The sequence below is a fragment of the Elusimicrobiota bacterium genome, from assembly GCA_016218575.1.
Lineage (GTDB): Bacteria > Elusimicrobiota > Elusimicrobia > UBA1565 > UBA9628 > JACRDN01.
Window position 1 is genome coordinate 158992 of record JACRDN010000017.1, and the last position, 21409, is coordinate 180400.

The following is a 21409-nucleotide window of genomic DNA, read 5'->3' on the forward strand; positions in this document are numbered from 1 at the left end:
GCTATTTCACCGCCTCGGTGAGCGGGCTCTGCCAGGTGGCCTTGAGCATGCGCAGGGGTTCCTCCAGGATCACTTGCCCGTCCAGGCCCACGATCTTGAGGATCGGGTTGGCGATGGTCTCGCCCACGCGCTCGGCCGGGGTTGCCTTGAGGAGTTTGGTCAGAGCCGCCTCTTTCTCCGGGGGAACCTCGAGCAGGATGCGGCTTGGGCTTTCCGAGAAAAGCAGGACCTCGTTGGAGTAGATGGGGCTAGAGCGCGGGATCTGGTCGAGGTCGAGGCAGGCCCCGAACTCGCCCGAGAAGCACATCTCCGCGGCGGCCACGGCCAGGCCCCCTTCGGAGAGATCATGGGCGGAAAGCACCAGGCCCTTCTCGATGGCGGCCTGCACCGCCTTGAAGCCGTCCCGGGCCGCGCCGAGTTCGACCTCCGGCACCGCGCCCCCGAGGGAGCCGCAGATCTCGTTGTAAAGAGAGCCCCCGAGCTCCTCGGAGGTGCTCCCCACCAGGTACAGGGCGTTTCCCGGCCCCTTGATGTCCATGGTGAGGGCCTTGCGCACGTCCGTCACCGGGGCCACGGCCGAGATCAGCAATGTCCCCGGAATGGCGAGATCCTTGCCGTTGACGTCCCTGGACTGGTTGTAGAAGCTGTCTTTCCCGGAGATGAAAGGAACCCCGAAGCCCTTGGCCGCATCGTAGCAGCCCAAGGCCGCGCGCACCAGCCCCCCCAGGAGCTGGGGGTTCTCGGGGTTGCCCCAGCAGAAATTGTCGAGGAAGGCCGCGCGCGAGATGTCGGCCCCGGCGCAAAGAAGGTTTCTCAAGGCTTCGTCGGCGCAGGCCAATGCCATGGCGTGGGGGTCGAGCTTTCCGTAGGCCGGGTTGAGGCCGTGGCTTACGGCGAAACCCGAAAAATTCTCGACGTCTCCCGTGGCGGCCTGGGGCCAGATGACGCAGGCGTCTCCCGGGCCGTCATGGCCCTGGCCTTGGAGGGGCTTGATCACGGTGCCACCCTGGACCTCGTGGTCGTATTGGCGGATCACCCACTCGCGGCTGCAGACGTTCCAGTGGGCGAGAGCCTTCTTCAATATCTCGGCCGGCTTTTTCTGGGCCGTGGTGATTCTGGCCATGGCCGCGGGCTTGGGCGGGTCCCAGACCGCGGCCCTCTCCGGAAGGGGCACTCCCTTGTGCAGGAACTTGAGGTCCATGTCCACGACCGTCCGGCCCTGGTGGGAGACGAGGAGCTTCCCGGTCTTGGCGAACTCTCCCAACACGGATGTTTCGCAGCCTTCGGCCGCGAAGGCCTCCTCAAAGGCCTTCAAATTCTTGGGGGGAACCGCGAAAACCATCCGTTCCTGGGATTCCGAGACCCATATCTCCCAGGGCTCGAGATCCGCGGCCTTGAGCCTGGCATTCTCTAGGCGCACCTTGGCGCCGCCGCAAAGCTGGGCCATCTCGCCCACGGCCGAGGAGAACCCTCCGGCACCGCAGTCGGTGACCGCGCGGTAGAGCCTTTGGTCGCGGGCGCTAAGCAGGGCGTCCAACAGCTTCTTCTCGTTGATGGCGTGGCCTATCTGCACGGCCGACACTGGGGACTCCTCGTTGAGGCTGGCCGAGGAGAAGGTGGCGCCGTGAAGCCCGTCCCGGCCGGTGCGGCCGCCTGCGGCCACGATGACGTCACCGGGCTTGATCTCCTTTTTGACGGCCCAGGCAGGGAGAATCCCCACCGTGCCCACGAAAACCAAGGGGTTCAAGCGGTAGTCCTTGTCGAAGCAAATCGCGCCCGCGGCCGTGGGGATGCCCATGCGGTTGCCGTAGTCTCGCACCCCGGCCACCACGCTGCGCAAGGTCCTCTTGGGGTGGAGAGTCGTCTCGGGAAGCGGCCCCTCGTGGTCGGGCGGGGCGAAGCAGAAAACGTCGGTGTTCAAGACCGGCTTGGCCCCGAGGCCCACGCCCAAAATGTCGCGGATCACGCCCCCCACCCCGGTCTGGGCTCCGCCGTAGGGCTCGATGGCGCAGGGGTGGTTGTGGGTTTCGACCTTGAAGGCCAGGGCCCATTGCTTGCCCGCGAAGCTCACCACCCCGGCGTTGTCCGAGAAAACGGATAGGCACCAGGATTTGGCCAGCTCCTTGGTGGCCTTGGCGATGGTCTCGTCGAAAAGGCTCTTGATGAGCCGGGTCTTTTTCCCCTCGACATAGCGGATGGGGCCCCGGAAGGTTTTGTGCTTGCAGTGCTCGGACCAGGTCTGGGCGAGGGTTTCTATCTCGGCCACAGTCGGCTCGCGCCGCAGGGACTTGAAATGGCCTTGGATGGCGGCAAGCTCGGCCTCGCTGAAGGACCATAGGCGCTGGGCGTTCAGGGCGAAGAGTTCCTTTTGGGAGAGGGTCGTGAACTTGTTCATGAGATTTTCCGCGGCCGGCGCCGGGCTTTGCGGGCTCAAGGTGGTTTCCATTACGCCGCCTCCGATACGGAAAAACGATGGACGACCGGGTTGGCCAGGCACCGGGGGACGGCCTTCTCGAGCTGGTGGCGTCCGCATTTACCGGTGATGTAGTAGGCTGTCCCCACGCGCACGGACTCCGGCTCGGCCAGTCCCATCTCTGCCAAGGTCTGGCGCACGGTCTCGCCCACGGGATCGGTCACGGAGTCCTTGAGCCAGACCTCGACTCGCCAGAGGCTGGCCCCATTGGAGCCGGGGGCCGAGGGGGCGAGCATGCGGAACTCCTGGGTCACGCTGTCGGCCAGGAGCTCGCGGGCCGCCTGCTGGATATGGGAAAGGCTGAAGGGCCCCTTGATCTTGTATATCTGGCTCGTCCTCACCTCGTGCGCGGTGTTGACGCCCAGGCTGTGCAAAAGGGAGAGCGCTGCCTGGCCCTCCGAATCCGAGTAGTCGGATTTCAGCCGGACCTCGGCCAGGTAGACGTGAGACTGAGGGGCTTTGGCGCTCATGACTGCAGTATCCTCAAGAATTCGCGGTAGCGGCCGGCCGTGCCCTCGACGATCTCGGAGGGGAGGCTCGGGATCGGGGGGGTCTTGTCCCAGCCGATCTTTTCCAAATGGTCGCGCACGTGCTGCTTGTCGAAGCTCGCGGGAGACGAGCCCGGCTTGTAGCTCGCGGCCGGCCAAATCCTCGAGGAGTCCGGGGTCAGCATCTCGTCTATGACGATGAGCCGCCCCTCCGAGCGCCCGAACTCGAATTTGGTGTCGGCCAGTATGAGGCCGCGCTCCTTTAAGAGCGCGGCCGCGTAGTCGTATATGTTGAGGGAGAGTGTTTCCAGTTCCTTCGCGGTCTCCTGGCCCACCATGCGGGAGAGCTCTTCCCGGCTGATGTTTTCATCGTGCCCTTCATCGGCCTTGGTCGCCGGGGTGAAGATGGGCTGGGGAAGCTGAGAGGCCTCGGAGAGGCCGATAGGGAGCTTGTGCCCGCAGACCATTCCGGTCTTTTTGTATTCCTTGAATCCCGATCCCGCCAAATAGCCCCGCACCACGCACTCGGCGTCAATGCGCTCTGCGCGCTTGGCCAAAGTGACTTTGCCCTCGTACAGGGCAGGGGAGAGCGTGATCCCCGATGGTAGTTCTCCTTGGATTTCCTTCAAATCCGCGCTCAGGAAATGATTGGGCGCGAGGCTTTTCGTTTTCTTGAACCAGAAAGCCGAGACTTGCGTGAGTATGCGGCCTTTTTCGGGGATCGGGGTGGGAAGAACGTGGTCGAAAGCCGAGAGCCGGTCCGTGGCCACGATGAGGAGCCTGTCCTCTCCCAGCGCATAGACGTCGCGGACCTTGCCGCGGCGCACCAGGGGCAGCCCCGGGATTTCGGAGCGGACGAGGATGCCTTCCATTTTTCCCTTGAGCGTCATTTTTACTCCCATTCGATGGTGGCCGGGGGCTTGGAGCTGATGTCGTAGGCCACGCGGTTGACCCCTTTGACTTCCGAGACGATGCGGCTGGAGACTTTTTGGAGGAAATCCTGGGGGAGCCTCGACCAGTCCGCGGTCATGCCGTCTCGGCTGTCCACGGAGCGCAGGACCACGGTGTTCTCGTAGGTTCGCTCGTCGCCCATGACGCCCACGGACTTGATGGGGAGGATCACCGCGAAGGCCTGCCAGACCTTGCCGTACCAGCCCGAGGCGGAGAGTTCCTCCCGGAAAATGGCGTCGGCCCGGCGCAGGATGCTCAGGAGCTCCGGGGTGACGGCCCCCAGGATGCGGATGGCGAGGCCCGGGCCCGGGAAGGGATGCGCCATCAGGAGCTCCTCGGAGAGTCCGAGCTCGCGGCCGAGCCGACGCGCCTCGTCCTTGAAGAGGAAGCGCAGAGGCTCAACCAAGGCCAGCCTCATTCTCTTGGGAAGCCCGCCCACGTTGTGGTGGCTCTTGATCACGGCCGAGGGGCCGTGCACGGAGACCGACTCGATCACGTCGGGATAAAGGGTGCCTTGGGCGAGGAATCGCGCGCCCTTGATTTTCTTGGCCTCGCCCTCGAAGACCTCGATGAAGGTCTTGCCGATGATTTTTCTCTTGCGCTCGGGGGCGGCCACGTTCTTCAACCGCCTGAGGAAAAGTTTCGATGCGTCCACCACCTTGATGCTGAGGCCTAAGGAGCGGCCGAGGACCTTCTCCACTCGCTCGCGGTCGCCCTCGCGCAAAAGCCCGGTGTCCACGAAGATGCAGCGCAGCCTGGCGCCGACGGCGCGGTGGATGAGCGCTGCCGCGACAGCGCTGTCGACACCTCCGGAAAGGGCGCAGATGACTTGCGAATCTCCCACCTGCTCCCGGACGGCCGCGACCTGGCGCTCCAAAAGCGAGGACATGGTCCAACGCTCCTCGTGCCGGCAGATGCGTCGGGCGTAATTCTCGAGGATGCGCGCGCCCTCGGGGGTGTGGGCCACCTCGGGGTGGAACTGCACCCCGTACCAACGGCGGCCCGCGTCGGCGATGGCCGCGTAGGGGGCCGTGGGGGTGCGGGCCAGGACCTTGAAGCCGTTGTCCAGCCGCTCTGCCCCGTCGCCATGGCTCATCCAGACCTCGAGGCCCGAGGGCAGGCCCTCGAAGAGGAGGTCGCTCTCCAAAACTTCGATCATGGCGCGGCCGTACTCGCGCTGTCGGGCCGGGGAGACCTTCCCGCCGTGCAGAGCCACCAGGAGCTGCATCCCGTAGCAAATGCCGAGGATCGGGATTCCCAGCTCGAAAACTTGAGGGTTGGGCCGCGGCGAGCCCCGCCGGTGCACGGAATCCGGGCCGCCCGAGAAAATTAATCCTCGCGGGTTGCGCGACCGGATCTCCTCGATTGAGGCCGAGTAGGGGAGTATCTCCGCGTAAATTTCAAGCTCGCGGAGCCTGCGGGCGATGAGTTGCGTGTACTGGGAGCCGAAGTCAAGTATCAGTATTTGGCTTTGAGCGACCACTATTTCCCCATGCCGATGCGTTGGGCCTTCTGGAAAAGCTTGCCTTCCGTTTGGATGGAGGGGGCGATAATGATCTCCGCTGTCTGCATCTCGCGGACCGTGGAGGCGCCAACGGAGCCCATGCAGGTGCGCAAGGCGCCCACCAAATTCTGGGTGCCGTCATCCGTGCGCGATGGGCCGTAGAGAATCTCCTCCAAGGATCCGGTGATGCCGACATGGATGCGGGTGCCGCGCGGTAAATTCTGGTGCGGGGTGGCCATGCCCCAATGATAGCCCCTCCCCGGCGCCTCCTTGGTGCGGGCGAAGGCCGAGCCCACCATGACGCCGTCGGCGCCGCAGGCCACGGCCTTGCAGATGTCCCCGCCGGTGGACATGCCACCGTCGGCGATGATGGGGACGTAGCGGCCGCTTCTCTTGTAATGAAAATCCCGCGCCGCGGCGCAGTCCACGGTTCCCGTCACCTGGGGAACCCCCAGGCCCAGCACGCCCCGGGTGGTGCAGGCAGCTCCCGGCCCCACCCCGACCAAGAGGCCGGAAATGCCGGTTTCCATGAGCTCGACGGCCACCGCGTAGGTTACGCAGTTGCCGGCCAGGACCGGGATATTCATGTGCTTGCAGAACTTGGCGATGTCGAAGGGCTTGTAGCGGGTGGCCTTGTGGCGCACCGTGGTGACAGTGGACTGCACGACGAAGATATCGCAGCCCGCTTCCTGAGCCACGGCTCCGTATTTCTCGGCGTTTTGGGGGATGGTCGAGACCGCGCAGGGGACCTTGGCCGCCTTGATCTCCTTGACGCGCTCGGCGATCAGCTCCTCCTTGACCGGCTTGCGGTACAATTCCTGGACGAGCTTGGTGGCTTCCTCGGGCCCCGCTCCCGCGATCTGGGCCACGATTTCTCGGGGCTTCTCGTATCGGGTGTTGATCCCGTCGAGATTAAGCACGCCCAGGCCGCCCATCTTTCCCATGGCCACGGCGAAAGCAACGTCCACGACGCCGTCCATGGCCGAGGCCAGGAAGGGGATGCCGAGCTTGATCTGGCCGATCGCAAGGCTGGTGTCCACTTCATCTGGATTGACGGTGATCTCCCCAGGAACCAAAGCTATCTCGTCGAATCCATACGCTCTGCGGGCTTCCCGATCTCGGCCAATGAAGAACGCCATTCGCTCCCTCCTCCTCGACGGAAATGTTTGGTAGATACTTATTTTACCAAATATTCAGGGGTAGGAGCAAACCGGGCTTTCGGGGGCCCCGCGGGCTACTTCAGGGTGAGTTTGATGTTGATGCGCAGTCCTCCCCATTGCGCCGCGTCCACCCGGCCCATGAACATGCCGGCCAGGTGCGCGAAGCGCGTGAGGGGAGCCTTTTCCTGGCCGCGCTCGGCGGACAGGAGGACTCCCAAGGCCGAGGGCCAGCGGATGTCCGAGGAGGTCGGCAGGCAGAGCTCGAGCCCGTACGGCCCGCTCGCGCAATCGGCCAAGGCTGATGCGTGCGGAACGAACTCCTGGGAGATCGGGCGCAGGGCCCGGTATAGGATGCTGAAATTAAGGCCTTGGGCCACGGCCCGGCCCGCTGGAATCGCGACGATCGAGAGCATTAGGAGCAGGGCTTTCGCGGCGGCCCTCGGCGGGATCATAGGAGCGAGGGTAGCAGGAGCCTGTTACCCCGAGTTTGCCGATTTGTTAAATAATTGTTGCATTCCCGTCGAAAGCAAGCCCCGGGCTTTTTATGCTATAAAAACGCCCTATGGAAAATATTCCTCTATCGCCAAAGCCCCTGCCGCGCGAATTCTACCTCCATCCCGCCGCCGGGATACTGTTCTCGGTTCTCACTTGCGGGCTTTACAATATCTATTGGAATTACCGGCAGTTCCAGGCCATGAACCTCCTCCTCGGCCGGGAGGAATATAAATTCCTCAATTGGCTGCTTCTATCCATAGTCACCTGCGGGCTCTATCACATCTATTACGAATACCGCATGGGCGTGGATCTTAACTGCTATCTCAAGGACAACGGCCGTCCCGTGGGCGACAATTTGGCCCTGATCGGGCTGGTTCTCTCATGCTTCGGCCTTACCGTCTTGACCGACGCTGTGTACCAACATGAGCTCAACAAGCTCTGCGAGTAAGGCCCGGCTTTTTACCCTCTTCGACGGTTTGGCCATAGGGGCGTGGCTTCTGCTTGCAGCCGCAGCCGGGGTCATTAAAAGCGGGACTCTTTCTCCCGTCGCGGCGGAGGCGCGGCTCCCTTTTTGCCTGTTCAAGCTCTGGACCGGCCTGCCCTGCCCCGGCTGCGGCATGGGCCATGCCATCCTCTCCGCCTTCGCAGGAGACTGGGCTTTTTCCTATTATTACCATCCCCTCGGCCTGCCCGTCCTCGGCCTCTGGACCTGGTGGCTCTGGCGCGGTGCGCGCAACCTCGCGCGCGGCAAGCCCTTCTCCAATAATTTTCCCCCGGCCGGCCGCCCCGCCCTGCAGTGGTCCTTCCTCGCCCTGCTTCTGGCCGTTTACCTCCGCAATTTGTTAAAATATGTTTGAATTGCGGGATGGTGAAACGGTATCACGGCAGACTCTGAATCTGCTTTTCTAGGTTCGAATCCTAGTCCCGCAGAATTTGGACGTGGGCGGAACGAGGGCCTTCCTTCGGGAGGGCTTTTCGTTTTGTTATACTCGCAGTCGAGTCGCACCACAGCAGCGTCCCGGCAACCTTGTTCCAAAAGCTACTGGCCGTCATTTTTCTGAGCATCACGACCACCGCGGCTTCGGCGCCAGCCGGCGGGGTCGTCGATGTGCCGTTCGCACCATCCCATCATCAAGCGCCCCCCGCCGTGCTGCGAATCAGCAAAAGCGTTGGCTTATGGAACTTCATGTGCGCGCTTACGAATCGCGAGAAAGGCAATCACAGCGACCTCGGCGAACTCTTCGACCGCAGCCACTTCAACACCGAGGAACTTCGCGGCCAATTCCGCCGTTATCGCGGGATCTGCGATAGTCCCCCTATGCGGCAGGAATTGACGATCATTGCGGCTCAAGCAAAGGATCTGGCGGGCTTCCTTCGGGAGCTGCCCGGGCATTTGCCCAACGCGCGCGACGGCGAAATCCTGCAGGACGTTTTCACGCGCTTCGAGCCGGTCTACGATGATCTGGTCTGGAGACCGTCCGTGGAGCGAATCGGGCGATTCCAGGCCAAGCTCGCGAAGCTCTCGCGCCAAACGGATTTCGCCTCGCTGCAAGCGCATGCCGCTGCGTTCTATGGGGCCTCGAATGACGCGAGGCTCCTGATCGTTTTGATCCCCGTGCCAGGGGGCCATGGCGGAGCGCAGCCCTTGTTCGGCGACTTATTCCCGCTGGAAATACCGATCGATGAGCGTACTTTGACCAACGAGCAGGTGGCAAGTTCGTACGGCGTGATCTTTCACGAGATGTGCCACAAGTTTTACGACCGCAAGGCGGCGGCGCTTGCGCGCCGGATCGGCGAGATCATGGGGAATCAGCCGGGCGACGACCGCCCGTTCAACGAGGCCCTGGCCATCAACGCGGGCATTTGGGCCGAGCGCAAGGTTGGCGGAAGGGACAAGGACCGGCAAACGGATTGCAGCTATGACCATCGCACCTGCGCAGTAGCCAAGACCTTGCAGCCCATGATCGAAGACTACCTCGAAGCCTCCAAGCCGATTGACGAGGCTTTTCTGTCATCGCTGCAAGAGAGCGTCGCTCTCCTGCCGCGGCAGTAGATGCAACGCTGCTAACGGCGTTCGTCTTGCCCGGCAAGCGTTGCGGGCTCCGTCACCCGGCGAGACCGCCCGCTTCTTTGGATCATAGGTAATTAGTTCGAACGGGGCCAAAAAGGTTCTTTCTATCGGATGACTCGGGCAGCCAATTTCAGCAAGAAGCCTCTCGCCTCAAAAGGCGGGGGGCTTTCTGTATGTAGATGTTGAGGCAATCGGATAGCCGAGGAGTTCGATTTCTCTGCGACAAGAGTCTCGAAAATGGGACCACCCCGACTAGGACATCGAACTCGGGGTAGATATGATAATATCTGCTTAGGCGAATATGTCAGAGAACCGCTCCATCGACCGGATGTTCAAGGCCTTTGCGGATGAGACGCGCTTGCGCATCCTTCATCTGCTCTTAAAGGGAGAACTCTGCGTTTGCGATATCATGGCCGTGCTCGAAGCGCCACAGCCTAAGATCTCGCGCCATCTCTCTTACCTGAAACGCGCGGGGCTGGTGAGCGACCGCAAGCAAGGGCCGTGGCGGCATTATTCGCTTGCGCATTCGAAGAATTCGTTTCAGAAGAGGCTGATTGGTTGCCTGGATGCATGTTTGGATGAGGCCCCGATTCTGCGATGGGACGCCTCGAAGCTTACCTCGGTCAAAAGGACGGCCTGCCGGTGATTTTTTTAGCGTGATATATCTGCGTATGCGAATATAAAGGGAGGGTATTTGAACAAACAGAAAGTTCTCTTCGTGTGCATCCACAACTCGGGCCGCAGCCAAATCGCCGAGGCACTTCTTAGGCGTTTGGGCGGGGAGCATTTTGAGGCCGAGAGCGCGGGCTTCGAGCCCGGGGAACTCAATCCCATCGTGGTCGAGTCCTTGAAGGAGATTGGGATCGATATCTCCCAGGCCAAGACCAAGAGCGTCTTCGACCTCTTCAAGCAGGGGCGTATGTACCAATATGTCGTTACGGTTTGCGATGAATCTAAAGCCGAGGCCTGCCCCATCTTCCCGGGACTCGTCCGAGAACGAATGCATTGGAGCTTCGAAGACCCGTCGAGCTTTCAGGGGTCGCACGAGGAGCGTCTCGCCAAGACCCGTATCGTCCGCGACCAAATTAAGACGAAGATCGAGGGGTTCGTAAAGGCCAGTCTCTCTCAGGCGAAGCGGTAGGAAATATTTCTAAGGGGATCTTATGAAGAAAATTGAAGTCTTTGATCCGGCGATGTGCTGCTCGAGCGGCGTCTGCGGTCCGAGTGTCGATCCGCTGCTCTCGCGATTCAGCGCCGATCTTGACTGGCTCTCCGGCCGGAGGGTCCGCGTCACTCGGTACAATCTCTCCCAGGAGCCGAAGGCGTTTGCGGCAAACGCCTTGGTGAGCGTCGTTCTCAAGAAAGAAGGGCCGAAGAGCCTCCCGATCATCGTGGCCGACGGGAATATCGTCAGCAAGAAGAAATACCCTTCGCGCAGCCAACTGGCCGCGTGGGCGGGAGTCACTCTGGCGGGTTCGAAGCCTATGGTGTCCGCAGCGTCGTGCTGCTCCCCGAAGAAGACCCCTAAAGGACGAGTTGTCAAAGGTTGCTGCTGATGGAATCCTCAGCGGTCTTCCTTAAGAGGGCCACGAGGCACATGTTCTTCACCGGCAAGGGAGGAGTCGGCAAGACCTCCCTTTCCTGCGCCGTCGCCGTTGCCTTGGCCGACAGAGGCAAACGGGTGTTGCTCGTCAGCACGGACCCAGCCTCGAACCTGGACGAGGTCCTGGGCACCGCTCTCTCTTCTCATCCGAAAGCGATCAAAGGAGTTCCGCGTTTATCAGCCTTGAACATCGACCCTGAGCGCGCTGCGCGCGGATACCGTGAACGGGTGGTGGGGCCGTATAGGAAAGTGCTGCCCAAGGCGGCCGTGGCCAGCATCGAGGAGCAGTTATCGGGGGCCTGCACCACCGAGATCGCATCCTTCGACGAATTCTCGAAACTGCTGGGGGATCCTGCCGAGACCAAGGAATTTGATCATGTTCTCTTCGACACGGCGCCGACCGGGCACACGTTGAGACTGCTCGAGTTGCCAGCGGCATGGAGCGGGTTCATCGAATCCAATGCGGGAGGTACTTCTTGTCTCGGGCCTCTATCCGGCTTGAAGACGCAGCAAGCCCTCTACGCGGCGGCGCGTCAAGCGCTGGCGGACTCGGCCAGGACTACCGTCGTTCTGGTCTCGTGGCCGGAACGGACCTCCCTTGAGGAGGCGGAGCGCGCGCGCGGGGAGTTGGCTTCGCTTTCGGTCAAACATCTGAAGCTTGTCATCAATGGGGTCTTCAAGGCAGCGGACTCCGCCGACCCGATAGGCCGCGCGCTTCAGGAGCGTGGGCGCGAGGCTCTGGGACATATCCCAAAACCGTTGTCCCTTTTGCCTAGGATGGACCTGCCTCTGCTTTCGTTCGCGCTCGTTGGGGTGGAATCTCTGCGCGGGATGTTGCTGCTTGATGCGGCGCGGCTGCAAGCGCCTGCCGTTCTCGTGAAAAGCTCCTTGTCCCGCAGGCGGACATGGACGTTCCCCGATTTGGTCTCGGCTCTCGAAGGCCTAGGCCGCGGTGTCATCATGACCATGGGCAAGGGGGGCGTCGGTAAGACCAGCGTCGCCGTCTCTATTGCATTGGACTTGGCTAAAAGGGGCCGTCCAGTCCGACTTACAACTACCGACCCCGCGGCGCATGTGGAAACGGTGCTTCATGGCGAGACGGTGCGGGGCCTTAAGGTCAGCTGCATCGATCCCGAAGCGGAGACCCGCGCGTATACGAGGGAGGTTTTAGAAAGCTCCGGACGCGGGCTCGATAAGAAGGGGCGCGCCCTCCTGGAAGAGGAACTGCGCTCTCCTTGCACCGCAGAGATAGCCGTCTTCCAGGCGTTCGCGCGGGCGGTCCACGAAGGGCAGGACGGCTTTGTGGTGATAGATACCGCGCCGACCGGCCACACTTTGCTTCTGCTCGATGCCGCCGAGGCTTATCACCGGGAGGTTTCCCGCTCCATGGGAGATATTCCCGAGGCCGTGCGCCGGCTTCTGCCGCGGCTGCGCGATCCGTGGTTTACTCACATGTTGCTTGTCACGCTTCCCGCGGCGACGCCGGTGCACGAAGCTGCCGCTCTTCAGAAGGATCTCAAGCGGGCGGGCATCGCGCCTTATGCCTGGGTGATCAACCAAAGCTTGACCCCAGTCGAGACTCGTGATCCAGTGCTCGTAACGAGAAAGGCCAACGAGGGACGTTATATCGATGAGGCTTGCAGGTTTTCCTCCCGAGTCGCCGTCGTGCCGTGGCTGGCGCAAGACGCGGGGGCCAACCGCCTCAATCTCGTCTATCCGGGGTAGTTCGTCCCTCGCTAGAAACTCGCCGTTTTGGGGCTGGCCGGAGGTGCGGCAGCAGTCGTAAAAGATTCCATTGCTTTTAGCTCCACAATCCCGCGTTGAACTTCGAGGGCGTCCCGGAGCCAGTTGCGAAGTTCGTCCAATCCGGCCCAGCCACATTCCCAGTTTCTGAGCGACAGACAGAACCGGGTTCTCCGAAAGGAGGGCCTTTTGTCTTGGCACCCACCTCCACGCGGCGAAATACAGATTAGTAGGATAACCTACTAATCTGCTGGCTCCGGCCCTGGTTGCTGCGCTTCAGGACAAGACTCCGTCCGAGGTTCACTCGGAGCCCGAGAGTTACGGGCGCTGGGCCGAGAACGCCGTGGGCGCGCAGCTGCTCCGTGCCGGCCTTGAAGTCTTTTATTGGAGGGATCGAGATCTCGAGTTGGACTTCATAGCCAAGAAGGGATCCAGGGTGATCGCGTTCGAGGTTTCCATTTCCGATAGGAAGAGCGGAGGCGAGAATTTGGATAGGCTGGCCCGCAAGTGCGGCGCCTCCAAGGCGGTGCTGGTCGGTCCCAACGGCATCGCCATGGATGACTTTCTCCGCGCCGATCCCATGGTCTGGTTCGCGGAGGGCCGGCGGCAGGGCGAACCTGATAAAAAAAGTTCTGCTCGCCAGAGGGCCCGGGCGGAATTTTGAAGGAGCGCGGCCCTCCGCTTTTCCGGCAGGGGGCCTCGCTTTTGTATGATTTCCCCGTCATGTTCGCCGCAGTGACGATATTTCTGGGGACCTATGTTCTGCTCTCGTTCGAGCAGAACATCCCGGGGCTCCACATCAGCCGCTCCGCCGCCGCGCTCCTTGGAGCGGTGGCCATGGTGGCTTTGGGCGTGCTGCGCCTCGATCAGGCCTACCGCCTCGTCGACCTTAACACGATTGTCTTCCTGCTGGGAATGATGATCGTGGTCGGCTATCTCGAGATCACGGGTTTCTTCGCGGAGGTTGAAATCCTCCTGCTAAAGCGCGCCAGAACGACCCGGGAATTTCTAGGGCTGGTGGTATTCTCCTCGGGGGTTCTGTCAGCTCTCTTCATGAACGATACCATATGCATCATGCTCACACCCGTGCTGATGCGCTTGGTCTTACGGGCCCGTCTCAACCCTAACCCGTACCTCGTAGCGCTGGCCATCTCCTCAAACATCGGTTCGGTCATGACGCCTATGGGTAACCCGCAGAACATGATCGTGGCGATCCATGCCGCGATCCCCTTCTCGCAATTCATCCTTGTCTTAGCGCCCATAGCGGCCCTCGGACTCATCCTGAACTACTTCGTGCTCTGCCGGCTCTACCCGGAGGAATTCGCGCCCGGGCGCGGCCTAAACCTTCATGAGCCCCATCCCCCGCATGTCCGCGTCCGGCTTCTCTACGTCTGCCTTGCCGGAGTTGGATTGATGCTGATCCTCTTCGCTATGGATGTTTCTCCGCCTCTGGCCGCGATCTCGGTGGCGGCTCTGTTGATCCTGGCCGGGGCCACGCAGCCGCGCGACGCCTTTCGATACGTGAACTGGGAGCTCCTCCTGATGTTCTCGGGCCTCTTCGTCGTCATGGGGGGCCTGCGGCAGGCGGGAGTCATAGAGGTACTGTTCGACTTGACCCACCCAGTCGTCTCGGCGTCCCTGGCGGCGCGCATTGGCGCGGTCTCCGCCGCCAGCGCAGCTGTCTCGAACCTCGTCAGCAACGTGCCCTGCGTCATCTTCTTCAGCAACCTCCTGCCTCGCATTGGCGAACATCCGGCTCTCTGGCTAGCGCTGGCGATGTCTTCTACGATCGCCGGGAACCTCACGATCATCGGCTCGGTCGCCAATCTCATCGTCTTCGAGTCGGCCAAGGGCTCGGCGCGGGTCGGCTTCTGGGAATACTTCCGGGCCGGGGCGCCTATGACGATCCTCTTGATCATTATCGGGACGATCTATCTCGCCGCAATCTTCCATTAGCAGATGGGCGCACGGATCGATCGCCTCCGTATACTTGGAGCGCAAAGCGCGTCGTGAAGGTTCTTTCTATCGCATGACTCGGGCAGCCAGGTTTGAGCGTCCGCCCAAAGGCGGGCGCTATTCTTTGTCCGAGATCATTCCGATCGTCCGGAGCCAGGTTTCGACGAGTTCAGGCCACCGGGTGATCGGATGCTCGGTTCGCCGCAGGCCGAAAGCGTGTCCGCCGGTCGCGTACAAGTGCATTTCGATGGGAACCTTGGCCTTCTTGAGCGCCCCATAGTAAATGAGAGCTTGCTCGACATAGTCTACGTGATCATCCTCCGCCATCAGGAGGAACGTGGGCGGGACCTGAGGCGTGATATGGATCCTGGAGTTCAGCCTGAATTCGGGCGATTTGCCGCGTGGCTTCCATAGGTGCCCGGGATAGATGGGCACGGAGAAGTCTGGGCGGCAGCTCGCCTGGTCGGCGGCATCGACGGGCTGGTAGCCGCGCCGCTTGAACTCTGTGCTTGTTTTTGCGGCCAGGTATCCGCCCGCTGAGAAGCCCAACACGCCGATCCTGTTCGGATCGATGCTCCATTGCGCGGCACGGGAGCGCACGAGGCTGATCGTCCTCTGGGCGTCCTGAAACGCAGCGAGGACTTTCGGTTCCACGTGGCGATGCAGATCCATATCGTAGTAGTCTTCCGAGCGCGGCACGCGATACTTCAGCAGCACGCACGAGATACCCTTGGACGTCAGCCAGTCGCAGACCTCGGTGCCTTCAAGGTCTATCGCCAATCCCATGAAGCCGCCACCGGGAAATACGATTACAGCGGCGCCCGTATTCTTGCCTTTCGCCGGGAACACCGTTATCGTGGGCGTTGAGACGTTGGTGACCCACCACCATGGCTTACCCGCGACCAAGTTGTCCGCCTTCGAAAATGACTCCGGCTCAGTGATAGGCGCCGCATCTGGCGCGGCCCCCGGCCAGATTGACAGCTGTGCTACCCCTGGCGGCTGCCATATCGTCGCCTGCGCGCTGACGCAAACTCCGAACGCAAGCAGAATTGCCACCATGATCCGATTAGACCATTTCCGGAGAGCATGAAACCGGCTGGCCCGTCCGACTTTGACTCCCAGCGAACACCGGCCCTCCCAAAAGGAGGGCTTTTTCTTTGCGATAATGGGATCGGCATGAGGTATATCCAGGTTGGCCAGGACCAGGTCTCCGTCATCGGGCTGGGGGCTTGGCAGTTCGGCGCGAAGGAGTGGGGCTGGCGCGAATCGAATCACGACGAGGCCGTTCGTATCATTGAAAGAGCTCTCGAGCTGGGCATCAATCTGATCGACACGGCGGAACTGTATGGGCGCGGACGATCCGAAGAGTTAATCGGAGAAGCTCTACAGGGCAAGCGGGAGAAGGCGTGGCTGGCTTCCAAGAACTTCCCCATCCTTACTGCGCCGGGACGGCTGCGGCGCGCGGCTCCTGGAATGGGCCGACGGTTTCATTGCGAGCCCTTAATACGTGTCGTCGGGATGGAACCTGAAAATGAAACTACTTGGGGCGCTGGTTTCTAGCCTTGCTCTCCTGCCGTCGGCTCCTGTCATGGGGCCGGGAAGCCTTCCCGAAGGCTGGGAGCCGTTGACCTTCAAGAGGATCAAGAGCCACACGCGTTACGAATGGTCGCCCAAGGAGCATGCGATCCATGCGCTTAGTTCCGCGGCGGCATCCGGCCTCATGTATCGGCTGGATCAGGACGCGGTTGAGCTCCCGATCCTTCGCTGGCGCTGGCGCGTCTCCCATTCGATCCCAAAAGGAGATGAGCAAAGAGGATCGGGCGACGACTATGCCGCGCGGATCTACGTCACCTTCCGCTACGACCCCTCGAAGGTTGGCGCGGGCACGAGGATCAAGTATGGGCTGGCCAAAGCGCTCTACGGCGAATACCCGCCGCATGCGGGGATCAACTATATCTGGGCCAACCGGCTTCCCAAAGGGGAATCAACGCCGAACGCCTACACGAACCGGGTGATGATGATCGCCGTCCGTTCCGGCGACGGAGAAGCCGGGAAATGGAACGCCGAGGAGCGCAACATCTTGGAAGATTACCGCAGGTTTTTTAAAGAAGACCCGCCTCCTCTGGCCGGCATCGCGATCATGACAGACACAGATAGTACGAGCTCGCGGGCAGAAGCCTGGTACGCCGATGTCGAGTTGAGGCCATCGCCGTGAAGAACCGCTGGCCATGACGCGCCTGACGCCGTTCGTCAAATCCGCGCTTGCGCGGTGGCTGAGTTGGCGCCGTTAGGCCCTGTCAAGTAATAATATGATCAATTTGGAGGCCCGAGCTTGAGACGAGTTCGAGGCGCGACGAGGGAGCATAGCAGTAGCTATGTGACCAAGGAGCAACGAAGAAATCGGCCAAGCTCGGGCCTCCCCGAAGGGGCCAAGCGCTTTTGGGCTGCGACCGCGTCGCTCGTCGCTCACATACCGCTGTGGGTATGCTCGCTCCTTGCTCCTTGTCTCGCTCCAAAATCGCTTGGCCAAATTGATCATATTATTACTTGACAGGGCCTTAGTGCCTGAAGAACTTTAACCCAAGTTCGGCGGTTTGATAGAGGCTCTTAGAAAACCGGAATTAGACCCTCTTCGAGGCTTCCTTCCGGCACTTCGTCGCCGCTCAAGCCGACCTCGGGCATGGCGGGAAACTGGATGCCGAACTTCTCGATTGTCGCCTTGACCTTCAGCATGGCGCGGCGCCAGGCCTGCTCGCGAGCATTTTCGGATATGATGCCGAGACCTCCGGATGCTGCGGCGTCCTGCAGGATGCGGTGGTTGTCCAGGAAGCCCGCGGGCAGGTCCCAGAACTTTCCGGGGAATGGCTTGAACAGGATCATGGACAGGAAGATGAAGCCCGCGCGCAGTTGGCGCGTGACGAAGGCCTTGTGCTCAGGCGGCATGGTTGGGAAGGTGCGCCGGCATAGGTGCAAAGCCATGCGCGCGTGGCGCGCTTCATCCTTCGAGACGCTCCTGAAGAGCTGTTGAAAAACCGGGAGCTTGGCCTCTTTCGACATCTCGAAGAACAAAGTCGTGGCCGCAACCTCGCCCATTAGAAACGATGTAAACAGGACCTGGAGCGGATACTTTTTGTGCGCCTCGACATAGCCATCCCAGTAGCGTCCTCCGTTGTAGTAGCCCCACTGGATGTTGGAGTACGCGGCCTTCTCGAGGGGGGTCTTGGGCGTCCACTGGAGGGGGCCGGCTGGCGCGCCGGGAAGGGCGCCCTGGGTGGCGAGGTGACACACCTCCTCGTGGTTAAGTTCATCGCGCAGGATGCTTGAGAAGCATTGACGCATGCCGTGTTCCTCATGATGCTTGTACATTTCGATCAATGCGTGAGCAAAGACTGGGGGCGCGGCCGCGTCGAAAATGCCCAGGATCGAGAACCAGTATCCGATGCCTAGGCGCTCCTCGGCCGAGATAGAGGCTTCTTTTAAATTGTGCCAGGGCAGGTTCGCCGGATCCCACGCTTCGCGTTTGGAGAGCTTGAATAACTCGTGGGTGATATGGTCGCCCTCCGGCCAATCGAGGGGGAATACGTTCGGCTGCTTCGTGCTGGGCGGCGACGGCGCGACAGTAAGCTTTGACGGGTCGAACATGTTTCCTCCTGCCGGCGATTATGCATGCTCCTCGAGCTTTCGCCCCAGGAGTTTTTCCGCTTGCCTTTCGCGCCCTTCTTCGATGAGTCGGCGGATCCTTGAAGCGCTAATCTTCTCTCCGTCGACGCGGATCAAAGACACTGGATGCACCTTGAACCCCATCTTCGGGGCAAGCTCCTCCAGCGTCTCCACGTCGCCGGCGCGATTCCTGCCGAAACAGAAATCCTCCCCAACGTAAACGTCGCTGACTTTTAGTTGCGTGACCAGGACCATGTTGGTGAAGGACTCTGGAGAGAGGCAGGCGAGTTCGTTGGTGAACGGCAAAAGCACCATGGCGTCCACGCCCATTTTCCTGAGGATGGCTATTCTTCGGGCGGGCGATAAGATGGGTTTGTAAGAATACAGCCGGAGGAATTGCTCGGGAGCAGGATCAAAGGTTACCACCAGGCAGCGCGTTTTTAGAGCTGCGGCCTTCGCAAGGGCCCGACGGATGACTTCTTGGTGGCCGAGATGTATTCCATCGAATTTGCCGATAGCGGCGACGGACCGCGGAGCCCATTGCCCCGCTTCAAAGGCGTTTCGGAATATTTTCATAATGCTTTCACTCTCCGGCGCGCGTCGTCATTGGGGCAGCGCTCATCGTGGCTATTTCGCGGCTGCCAAGAGCAGGGAATAGATGGACGGCAGATAGACCAGGGACGCGAGGAATACTTGCCTGGCGCTTTTTTCGGAAATACCCCACAAAGGCCTAAGTCCCACCGCCATGGAGATAGCCCCCAGGGCCAAGGCCCCCGCGAGATAACCCGCCCCGACAAGGCCGAGGGCATAAGGGAGGAGGCTTATAAGGACCAGGACGGAGGAAGTCGCGCCCATCTGCCAGGCTATGGAGAAACCGCTCGAATCGGCTAGGCTCGGCACGCGAAATCCGGCCCGCGCGTAGTCCTCCTTGTATATCCAGGACAGAGCCAGGAAGTGGGGAATCTGCCACAAAAACTGGATGGCATAGAGCACCCAGGCCGTCGGGCCCAGTGTCCCTCGCGCAGCTGCCCAGCCGATCAGAGGGGGTATCGCGCCGGGGACCGCGCCTATCCATGTGGCCAGGGAGGTCTTGCGTTTGAGCGGCGTGTAAATCAGGAGATAGCTCAGCAAGGTAAAAGCGGTCAAAAGGCAGGAGATACCGTTCACCCGCCATATTAGGACCAGGCCGCCCAGAGTGGCGCAAACCAACCCAAAGGCGCTGGCCGGCCCGGACTCCACGTTGCCTTGAGGCAGGGGCCTTCCCCGGGTCCGCCGCATCAGGGAGTCCTCTTTGATCTCCATCACCTGATTAAGGCATCCCGTGGCGGCCGAGGCCAAGGCGACACCGAGGGACGTCCACAAAAGGCGCGACCAGTCCACGGGCCTTTCCGAGGCGAGCAGGAATCCCACCAGGGTGGTGACGACGACCAGGCCCGTGATTCGCGGCTTTGTCAGCGCCAAATAATTATTCATTGGGTCTCCATCAGGTGAAGCGCGGATATGCCGATCATGCCCGGCTTGGCCCGCGCTGGTTTCAGGCGGGGACGCCGAAATCATAGGGGGCCTCATTTGACACGGGTACCGCCTGGAAGTTGCCATGAGGTGGCGGAGAGGATGTTCGCCATTCGAGGGTCTTGGCCTCCCATGGATTGTCCCCAGCCGCTTCGCCATCCCTAAGCGAGCGAATGAGGTTATAGAGGAAGATAATCGCCGAGGCCGCGATCAAGAGCGCCGCCGCGCTGACGAAAGCCTGAACGGAGTTCATCCACTCTGGAAAGTCCGAGACCCGGCGGCGCATGCCCAAGGTCCCCAGCCAGAACATCGGGATGAAAGTGGCGTTGAAGCCCACGAACATGAGACCAGCCTGGAGCTTGGCCAGGGTCTCGTTTAGTTTGCGGCCGGTCATTTTTGGGTACCAGTATGTAAAAGCCGCGAAGAACCCGAACACCGCTCCTCCCATGATCGTGAAGTGGAAGTGCGCGACCACGAACCAGGTGTCGTGCAGATGGAAGTCGGTCGGCGCGTCGGCGAGCGGAATGCCGGTGAGGCCTCCGATCAGGAAGTTTAAAATCATGGCCAGCGCCCACAGCATGGGCGCGTCGAAACGTATCTTGGCGCGCCACAGCGTCCCCAGAGCAGCGAGGAACACCACGCCCGTCGGGATGGAGATCAATTCCGTGTTGATCATGAAAGGCAGCTTCAGGAGCGCCCACATGCCGGAGGTGAACATGTGGTGAGCCCAAACGACGAAGCTCAAGGCCACGATGGCCAGTAACGCCGCAACGACCAGTCGATAGGCGAAGAGCGGCTTGCGGCAGAATACCGGCAGGATCTCCAAGATCGCGCCGAAGGCCGGCAGGATCATGATGTAAACGGCGGGGTGCGAATAGAACCAGAATAGATGCTGATAGAGGAGTGCTGTTCCCCCCAGGCTCGGGTTAAAGAAGGTCGTGTGCAGGACCCGGTCGAAGGTCACCATTATGAGGGAAGCGGCGACCACCGATGTGCCTAGGAGTTGGATGATGGCGGTGGAGAGAATGGCCCATGAGAAGATGGGCACGCGCGACCAGACCAGGCCCCTGGCGCGCAAGGCGACCACGGTGGCCACGAAGTTCACGCCGCTGAAAATGGAGGAAAAGCCCACGGTTATGAATGCGAGCAGGAAGAGCTGCTTGCCGATGGTTGATCCCATGGTTGACAGCGGGGCATAGGCCGCCCAGCCGAAATCCAGGCCACCGAAGAACGGGGTTGCCAGCAAGAGTGCTACCGCCGGCGGTAAAAGCCAAAAGCTGAGAGCGTTCATGCGCGGGAAAGCCATGTCTGGCGCGCCCAGCTGCAGCGGCACGACGAAATTGCCGATGCCGCCCGCTGTCGCGATCAAAGCCACCACGACCATACCGATGCCGTGAAGGGTCATGATGGTCGTGTAGCGCTCGTTGCTCATGAACTGCAGGCCGCTGCGGGTCAGTTCCGCGCGCATCAGCAAAGCCATGACACCCGAGAAGAGGAAGACGACGAGCGCTGCGGCCGTGTATTGGACGCCCACGGCTTTGTGGTCCGTGTCGAAAGTCAGGTAGCGCAGCGCGCCGTGGCGCTGGGGGGGCTCGGCCCCCGCCGCCCATGAGCGCAGGGCCGTTCCGCCGCCGACCAGGCCGAGAAAAGTCGGAAGTCCCGCCAGATAGCCCAGCACGATCGCGCCCTGGTTTCCAAGCGTGCCGGAAAGCAGCCATCCTCCCAGGCCGCAGACGGCGGCTCCGGCGAGCAGGGCCGCAAGAAAGTTGATGATCGGATTCATGGTTTTTCTC

The 21409-nt window shown here is 61.3% G+C and carries 22 protein-coding genes and 1 tRNA gene; 12 read left to right on the top strand and 11 right to left on the bottom strand.

What is annotated here, in order from left to right:
* Nucleotide 1 precedes the first annotated feature (1 nt).
* The 6 genes from purL to HY921_07270 all read right to left on the bottom strand — a co-directional run bounded on the left by purL (nt 2) and on the right by HY921_07270 (nt 7028).
* Nucleotides 2–2446, bottom strand: coding sequence for a phosphoribosylformylglycinamidine synthase subunit PurL (gene purL / locus HY921_07245; protein ID MBI5630662.1), 2445 nt, complete (start codon nt 2444–2446; stop codon nt 2–4).
* Nucleotides 2446–2943, bottom strand: a complete 498-nt coding sequence (locus HY921_07250) for a phosphoribosylformylglycinamidine synthase subunit PurS (protein ID MBI5630663.1) — start codon at nt 2941–2943, stop codon at nt 2446–2448. Before HY921_07250 ends, purL begins: the two co-directional genes overlap by 1 nt.
* Nucleotides 2940–3833: a phosphoribosylaminoimidazolesuccinocarboxamide synthase gene (locus HY921_07255; protein ID MBI5630664.1), complete on the bottom strand. Its 894-nt coding sequence runs from the start codon at nt 3831–3833 to the stop codon at nt 2940–2942. Before HY921_07255 ends, HY921_07250 begins: the two co-directional genes overlap by 4 nt.
* Nucleotides 3834–3853: 20 nt before the next feature.
* On the bottom strand, nt 3854–5398 hold the full coding sequence (gene guaA / locus HY921_07260; GenBank protein ID MBI5630665.1) for a glutamine-hydrolyzing GMP synthase: 1545 nt from the start codon (nt 5396–5398) through the stop codon (nt 3854–3856).
* Complete coding sequence (locus HY921_07265; protein MBI5630666.1) at nt 5395–6555, bottom strand: GuaB3 family IMP dehydrogenase-related protein; 1161 nt, start codon at nt 6553–6555, stop codon at nt 5395–5397. Before HY921_07265 ends, guaA begins: the two co-directional genes overlap by 4 nt.
* A 95-nt stretch (nt 6556–6650) precedes the next feature.
* Nucleotides 6651–7028 carry a hypothetical protein gene (locus tag HY921_07270; GenBank protein ID MBI5630667.1) on the bottom strand — a complete coding sequence of 126 codons (378 nt, stop codon included), beginning with the start codon at nt 7026–7028 and terminating at the stop codon, nt 6651–6653.
* Between the two features lie 110 nt (nt 7029–7138).
* Between HY921_07270 and HY921_07275 the strand changes: the two genes are divergently transcribed.
* From HY921_07275 to HY921_07320, 10 genes are all read left to right on the top strand, one after another.
* Nucleotides 7139–7519, top strand: coding sequence for a DUF4234 domain-containing protein (locus HY921_07275; GenBank protein MBI5630668.1), 381 nt, complete (start codon nt 7139–7141; stop codon nt 7517–7519).
* Complete coding sequence (locus HY921_07280) at nt 7494–7928, top strand: DUF2752 domain-containing protein (protein MBI5630669.1); 435 nt, start codon at nt 7494–7496, stop codon at nt 7926–7928. Before HY921_07275 ends, HY921_07280 begins: the two co-directional genes overlap by 26 nt.
* Before the next feature lie 2 nt (nt 7929–7930).
* Nucleotides 7931–8001, top strand: a tRNA-Gln gene (locus tag HY921_07285).
* A 97-nt stretch (nt 8002–8098) separates the two neighbouring features.
* Nucleotides 8099–9124, top strand: a complete 1026-nt coding sequence (locus HY921_07290) for a hypothetical protein (GenBank protein MBI5630670.1) — start codon at nt 8099–8101, stop codon at nt 9122–9124.
* Nucleotides 9125–9443: 319 nt separating this feature from the next.
* The gene (locus HY921_07295) at nt 9444–9788 is read left to right on the top strand and encodes a metalloregulator ArsR/SmtB family transcription factor (protein ID MBI5630671.1); all 345 of its coding nucleotides are present in this window, start codon (nt 9444–9446) and stop codon (nt 9786–9788) included.
* Between the two features lie 48 nt (nt 9789–9836).
* Entirely contained in the window at nt 9837–10283 is a 447-nt protein-coding gene (locus HY921_07300; protein ID MBI5630672.1) for an arsenate reductase ArsC, read from the top strand.
* Nucleotides 10284–10305: 22 nt separating this feature from the next.
* The gene (arsD, locus tag HY921_07305; protein MBI5630673.1) at nt 10306–10698 is read left to right on the top strand and encodes an arsenite efflux transporter metallochaperone ArsD; all 393 of its coding nucleotides are present in this window, start codon (nt 10306–10308) and stop codon (nt 10696–10698) included.
* Nucleotides 10698–12470 (top strand): arsenical pump-driving ATPase, encoded by a 1773-nt coding sequence (arsA, locus tag HY921_07310; GenBank protein ID MBI5630674.1) that lies wholly within the window; start codon nt 10698–10700, stop codon nt 12468–12470. The genes arsD and arsA overlap by 1 nt, the downstream gene beginning before the upstream one ends.
* 265 nt (nt 12471–12735) lie before the next feature.
* Complete coding sequence (locus HY921_07315; GenBank protein ID MBI5630675.1) at nt 12736–13152, top strand: DUF4143 domain-containing protein; 417 nt, start codon at nt 12736–12738, stop codon at nt 13150–13152.
* A gap of 59 nt (nt 13153–13211) precedes the next feature.
* Nucleotides 13212–14444, top strand: a complete 1233-nt coding sequence (locus HY921_07320; GenBank protein ID MBI5630676.1) for an anion transporter — start codon at nt 13212–13214, stop codon at nt 14442–14444.
* Between the two features lie 117 nt (nt 14445–14561).
* On the opposite strand, the gene HY921_07325 is transcribed toward HY921_07320, so the two are convergent.
* Nucleotides 14562–15503, bottom strand: a complete 942-nt coding sequence (locus HY921_07325) for an alpha/beta hydrolase (GenBank protein MBI5630677.1) — start codon at nt 15501–15503, stop codon at nt 14562–14564.
* A gap of 117 nt (nt 15504–15620) precedes the next feature.
* Here HY921_07325 and HY921_07330 point away from each other — a divergent pair, with 117 nt between their 5' ends.
* Both HY921_07330 and HY921_07335 read left to right on the top strand, forming a co-directional pair.
* Entirely contained in the window at nt 15621–16004 is a 384-nt protein-coding gene (locus tag HY921_07330; protein MBI5630678.1) for an aldo/keto reductase, read from the top strand.
* Nucleotides 15976–16659: a DUF3047 domain-containing protein gene (locus tag HY921_07335; protein ID MBI5630679.1), complete on the top strand. Its 684-nt coding sequence runs from the start codon at nt 15976–15978 to the stop codon at nt 16657–16659. The genes HY921_07330 and HY921_07335 overlap by 29 nt, the downstream gene beginning before the upstream one ends.
* A 392-nt stretch (nt 16660–17051) precedes the next feature.
* Here HY921_07335 and HY921_07340 read toward each other — a convergent pair whose 3' ends face one another.
* The 4 genes from HY921_07340 to HY921_07355 all read right to left on the bottom strand — a co-directional run bounded on the left by HY921_07340 (nt 17052) and on the right by HY921_07355 (nt 21399).
* Nucleotides 17052–18086, bottom strand: a complete 1035-nt coding sequence (locus HY921_07340) for a hypothetical protein (protein MBI5630680.1) — start codon at nt 18084–18086, stop codon at nt 17052–17054.
* 18 nt (nt 18087–18104) lie between these two features.
* Nucleotides 18105–18680: an FAD synthetase family protein gene (locus tag HY921_07345; protein MBI5630681.1), complete on the bottom strand. Its 576-nt coding sequence runs from the start codon at nt 18678–18680 to the stop codon at nt 18105–18107.
* A gap of 51 nt (nt 18681–18731) precedes the next feature.
* Nucleotides 18732–19577, bottom strand: coding sequence for a protoheme IX farnesyltransferase (cyoE, locus tag HY921_07350; GenBank protein ID MBI5630682.1), 846 nt, complete (start codon nt 19575–19577; stop codon nt 18732–18734).
* 61 nt (nt 19578–19638) lie between these two features.
* Complete coding sequence (locus tag HY921_07355; protein ID MBI5630683.1) at nt 19639–21399, bottom strand: cbb3-type cytochrome c oxidase subunit I; 1761 nt, start codon at nt 21397–21399, stop codon at nt 19639–19641.
* Nucleotides 21400–21409 lie beyond the last annotated feature (10 nt).

Coding starts and splice junctions, on each gene's coding strand:
- purL (MBI5630662.1), bottom strand. CDS start 2,446: ATGGAAACCACCTTGAGCCCGCAAAGCCCGGCGCCGGCCGCGGAAAAT.
- HY921_07250 (MBI5630663.1), bottom strand. CDS start 2,943: ATGAGCGCCAAAGCCCCTCAGTCTCACGTCTACCTGGCCGAGGTCCGG.
- HY921_07255 (MBI5630664.1), bottom strand. CDS start 3,833: ATGGAAGGCATCCTCGTCCGCTCCGAAATCCCGGGGCTGCCCCTGGTG.
- HY921_07265 (MBI5630666.1), bottom strand. CDS start 6,555: ATGGCGTTCTTCATTGGCCGAGATCGGGAAGCCCGCAGAGCGTATGGA.
- HY921_07270 (MBI5630667.1), bottom strand. CDS start 7,028: ATGATCCCGCCGAGGGCCGCCGCGAAAGCCCTGCTCCTAATGCTCTCG.
- HY921_07275 (MBI5630668.1), top strand. CDS start 7,139: ATGGAAAATATTCCTCTATCGCCAAAGCCCCTGCCGCGCGAATTCTAC.
- HY921_07280 (MBI5630669.1), top strand. CDS start 7,494: ATGAGCTCAACAAGCTCTGCGAGTAAGGCCCGGCTTTTTACCCTCTTC.
- HY921_07295 (MBI5630671.1), top strand. CDS start 9,444: ATGTCAGAGAACCGCTCCATCGACCGGATGTTCAAGGCCTTTGCGGAT.
- arsD (MBI5630673.1), top strand. CDS start 10,306: ATGAAGAAAATTGAAGTCTTTGATCCGGCGATGTGCTGCTCGAGCGGC.
- arsA (MBI5630674.1), top strand. CDS start 10,698: ATGGAATCCTCAGCGGTCTTCCTTAAGAGGGCCACGAGGCACATGTTC.
- HY921_07320 (MBI5630676.1), top strand. CDS start 13,212: ATGTTCGCCGCAGTGACGATATTTCTGGGGACCTATGTTCTGCTCTCG.
- HY921_07325 (MBI5630677.1), bottom strand. CDS start 15,503: ATGGTGGCAATTCTGCTTGCGTTCGGAGTTTGCGTCAGCGCGCAGGCG.
- HY921_07330 (MBI5630678.1), top strand. CDS start 15,621: ATGAGGTATATCCAGGTTGGCCAGGACCAGGTCTCCGTCATCGGGCTG.
- HY921_07335 (MBI5630679.1), top strand. CDS start 15,976: ATGAAACTACTTGGGGCGCTGGTTTCTAGCCTTGCTCTCCTGCCGTCG.
- HY921_07340 (MBI5630680.1), bottom strand. CDS start 18,086: ATGTTCGACCCGTCAAAGCTTACTGTCGCGCCGTCGCCGCCCAGCACG.
- HY921_07345 (MBI5630681.1), bottom strand. CDS start 18,680: ATGAAAATATTCCGAAACGCCTTTGAAGCGGGGCAATGGGCTCCGCGG.
- cyoE (MBI5630682.1), bottom strand. CDS start 19,577: ATGAATAATTATTTGGCGCTGACAAAGCCGCGAATCACGGGCCTGGTC.
- HY921_07355 (MBI5630683.1), bottom strand. CDS start 21,399: ATGAATCCGATCATCAACTTTCTTGCGGCCCTGCTCGCCGGAGCCGCC.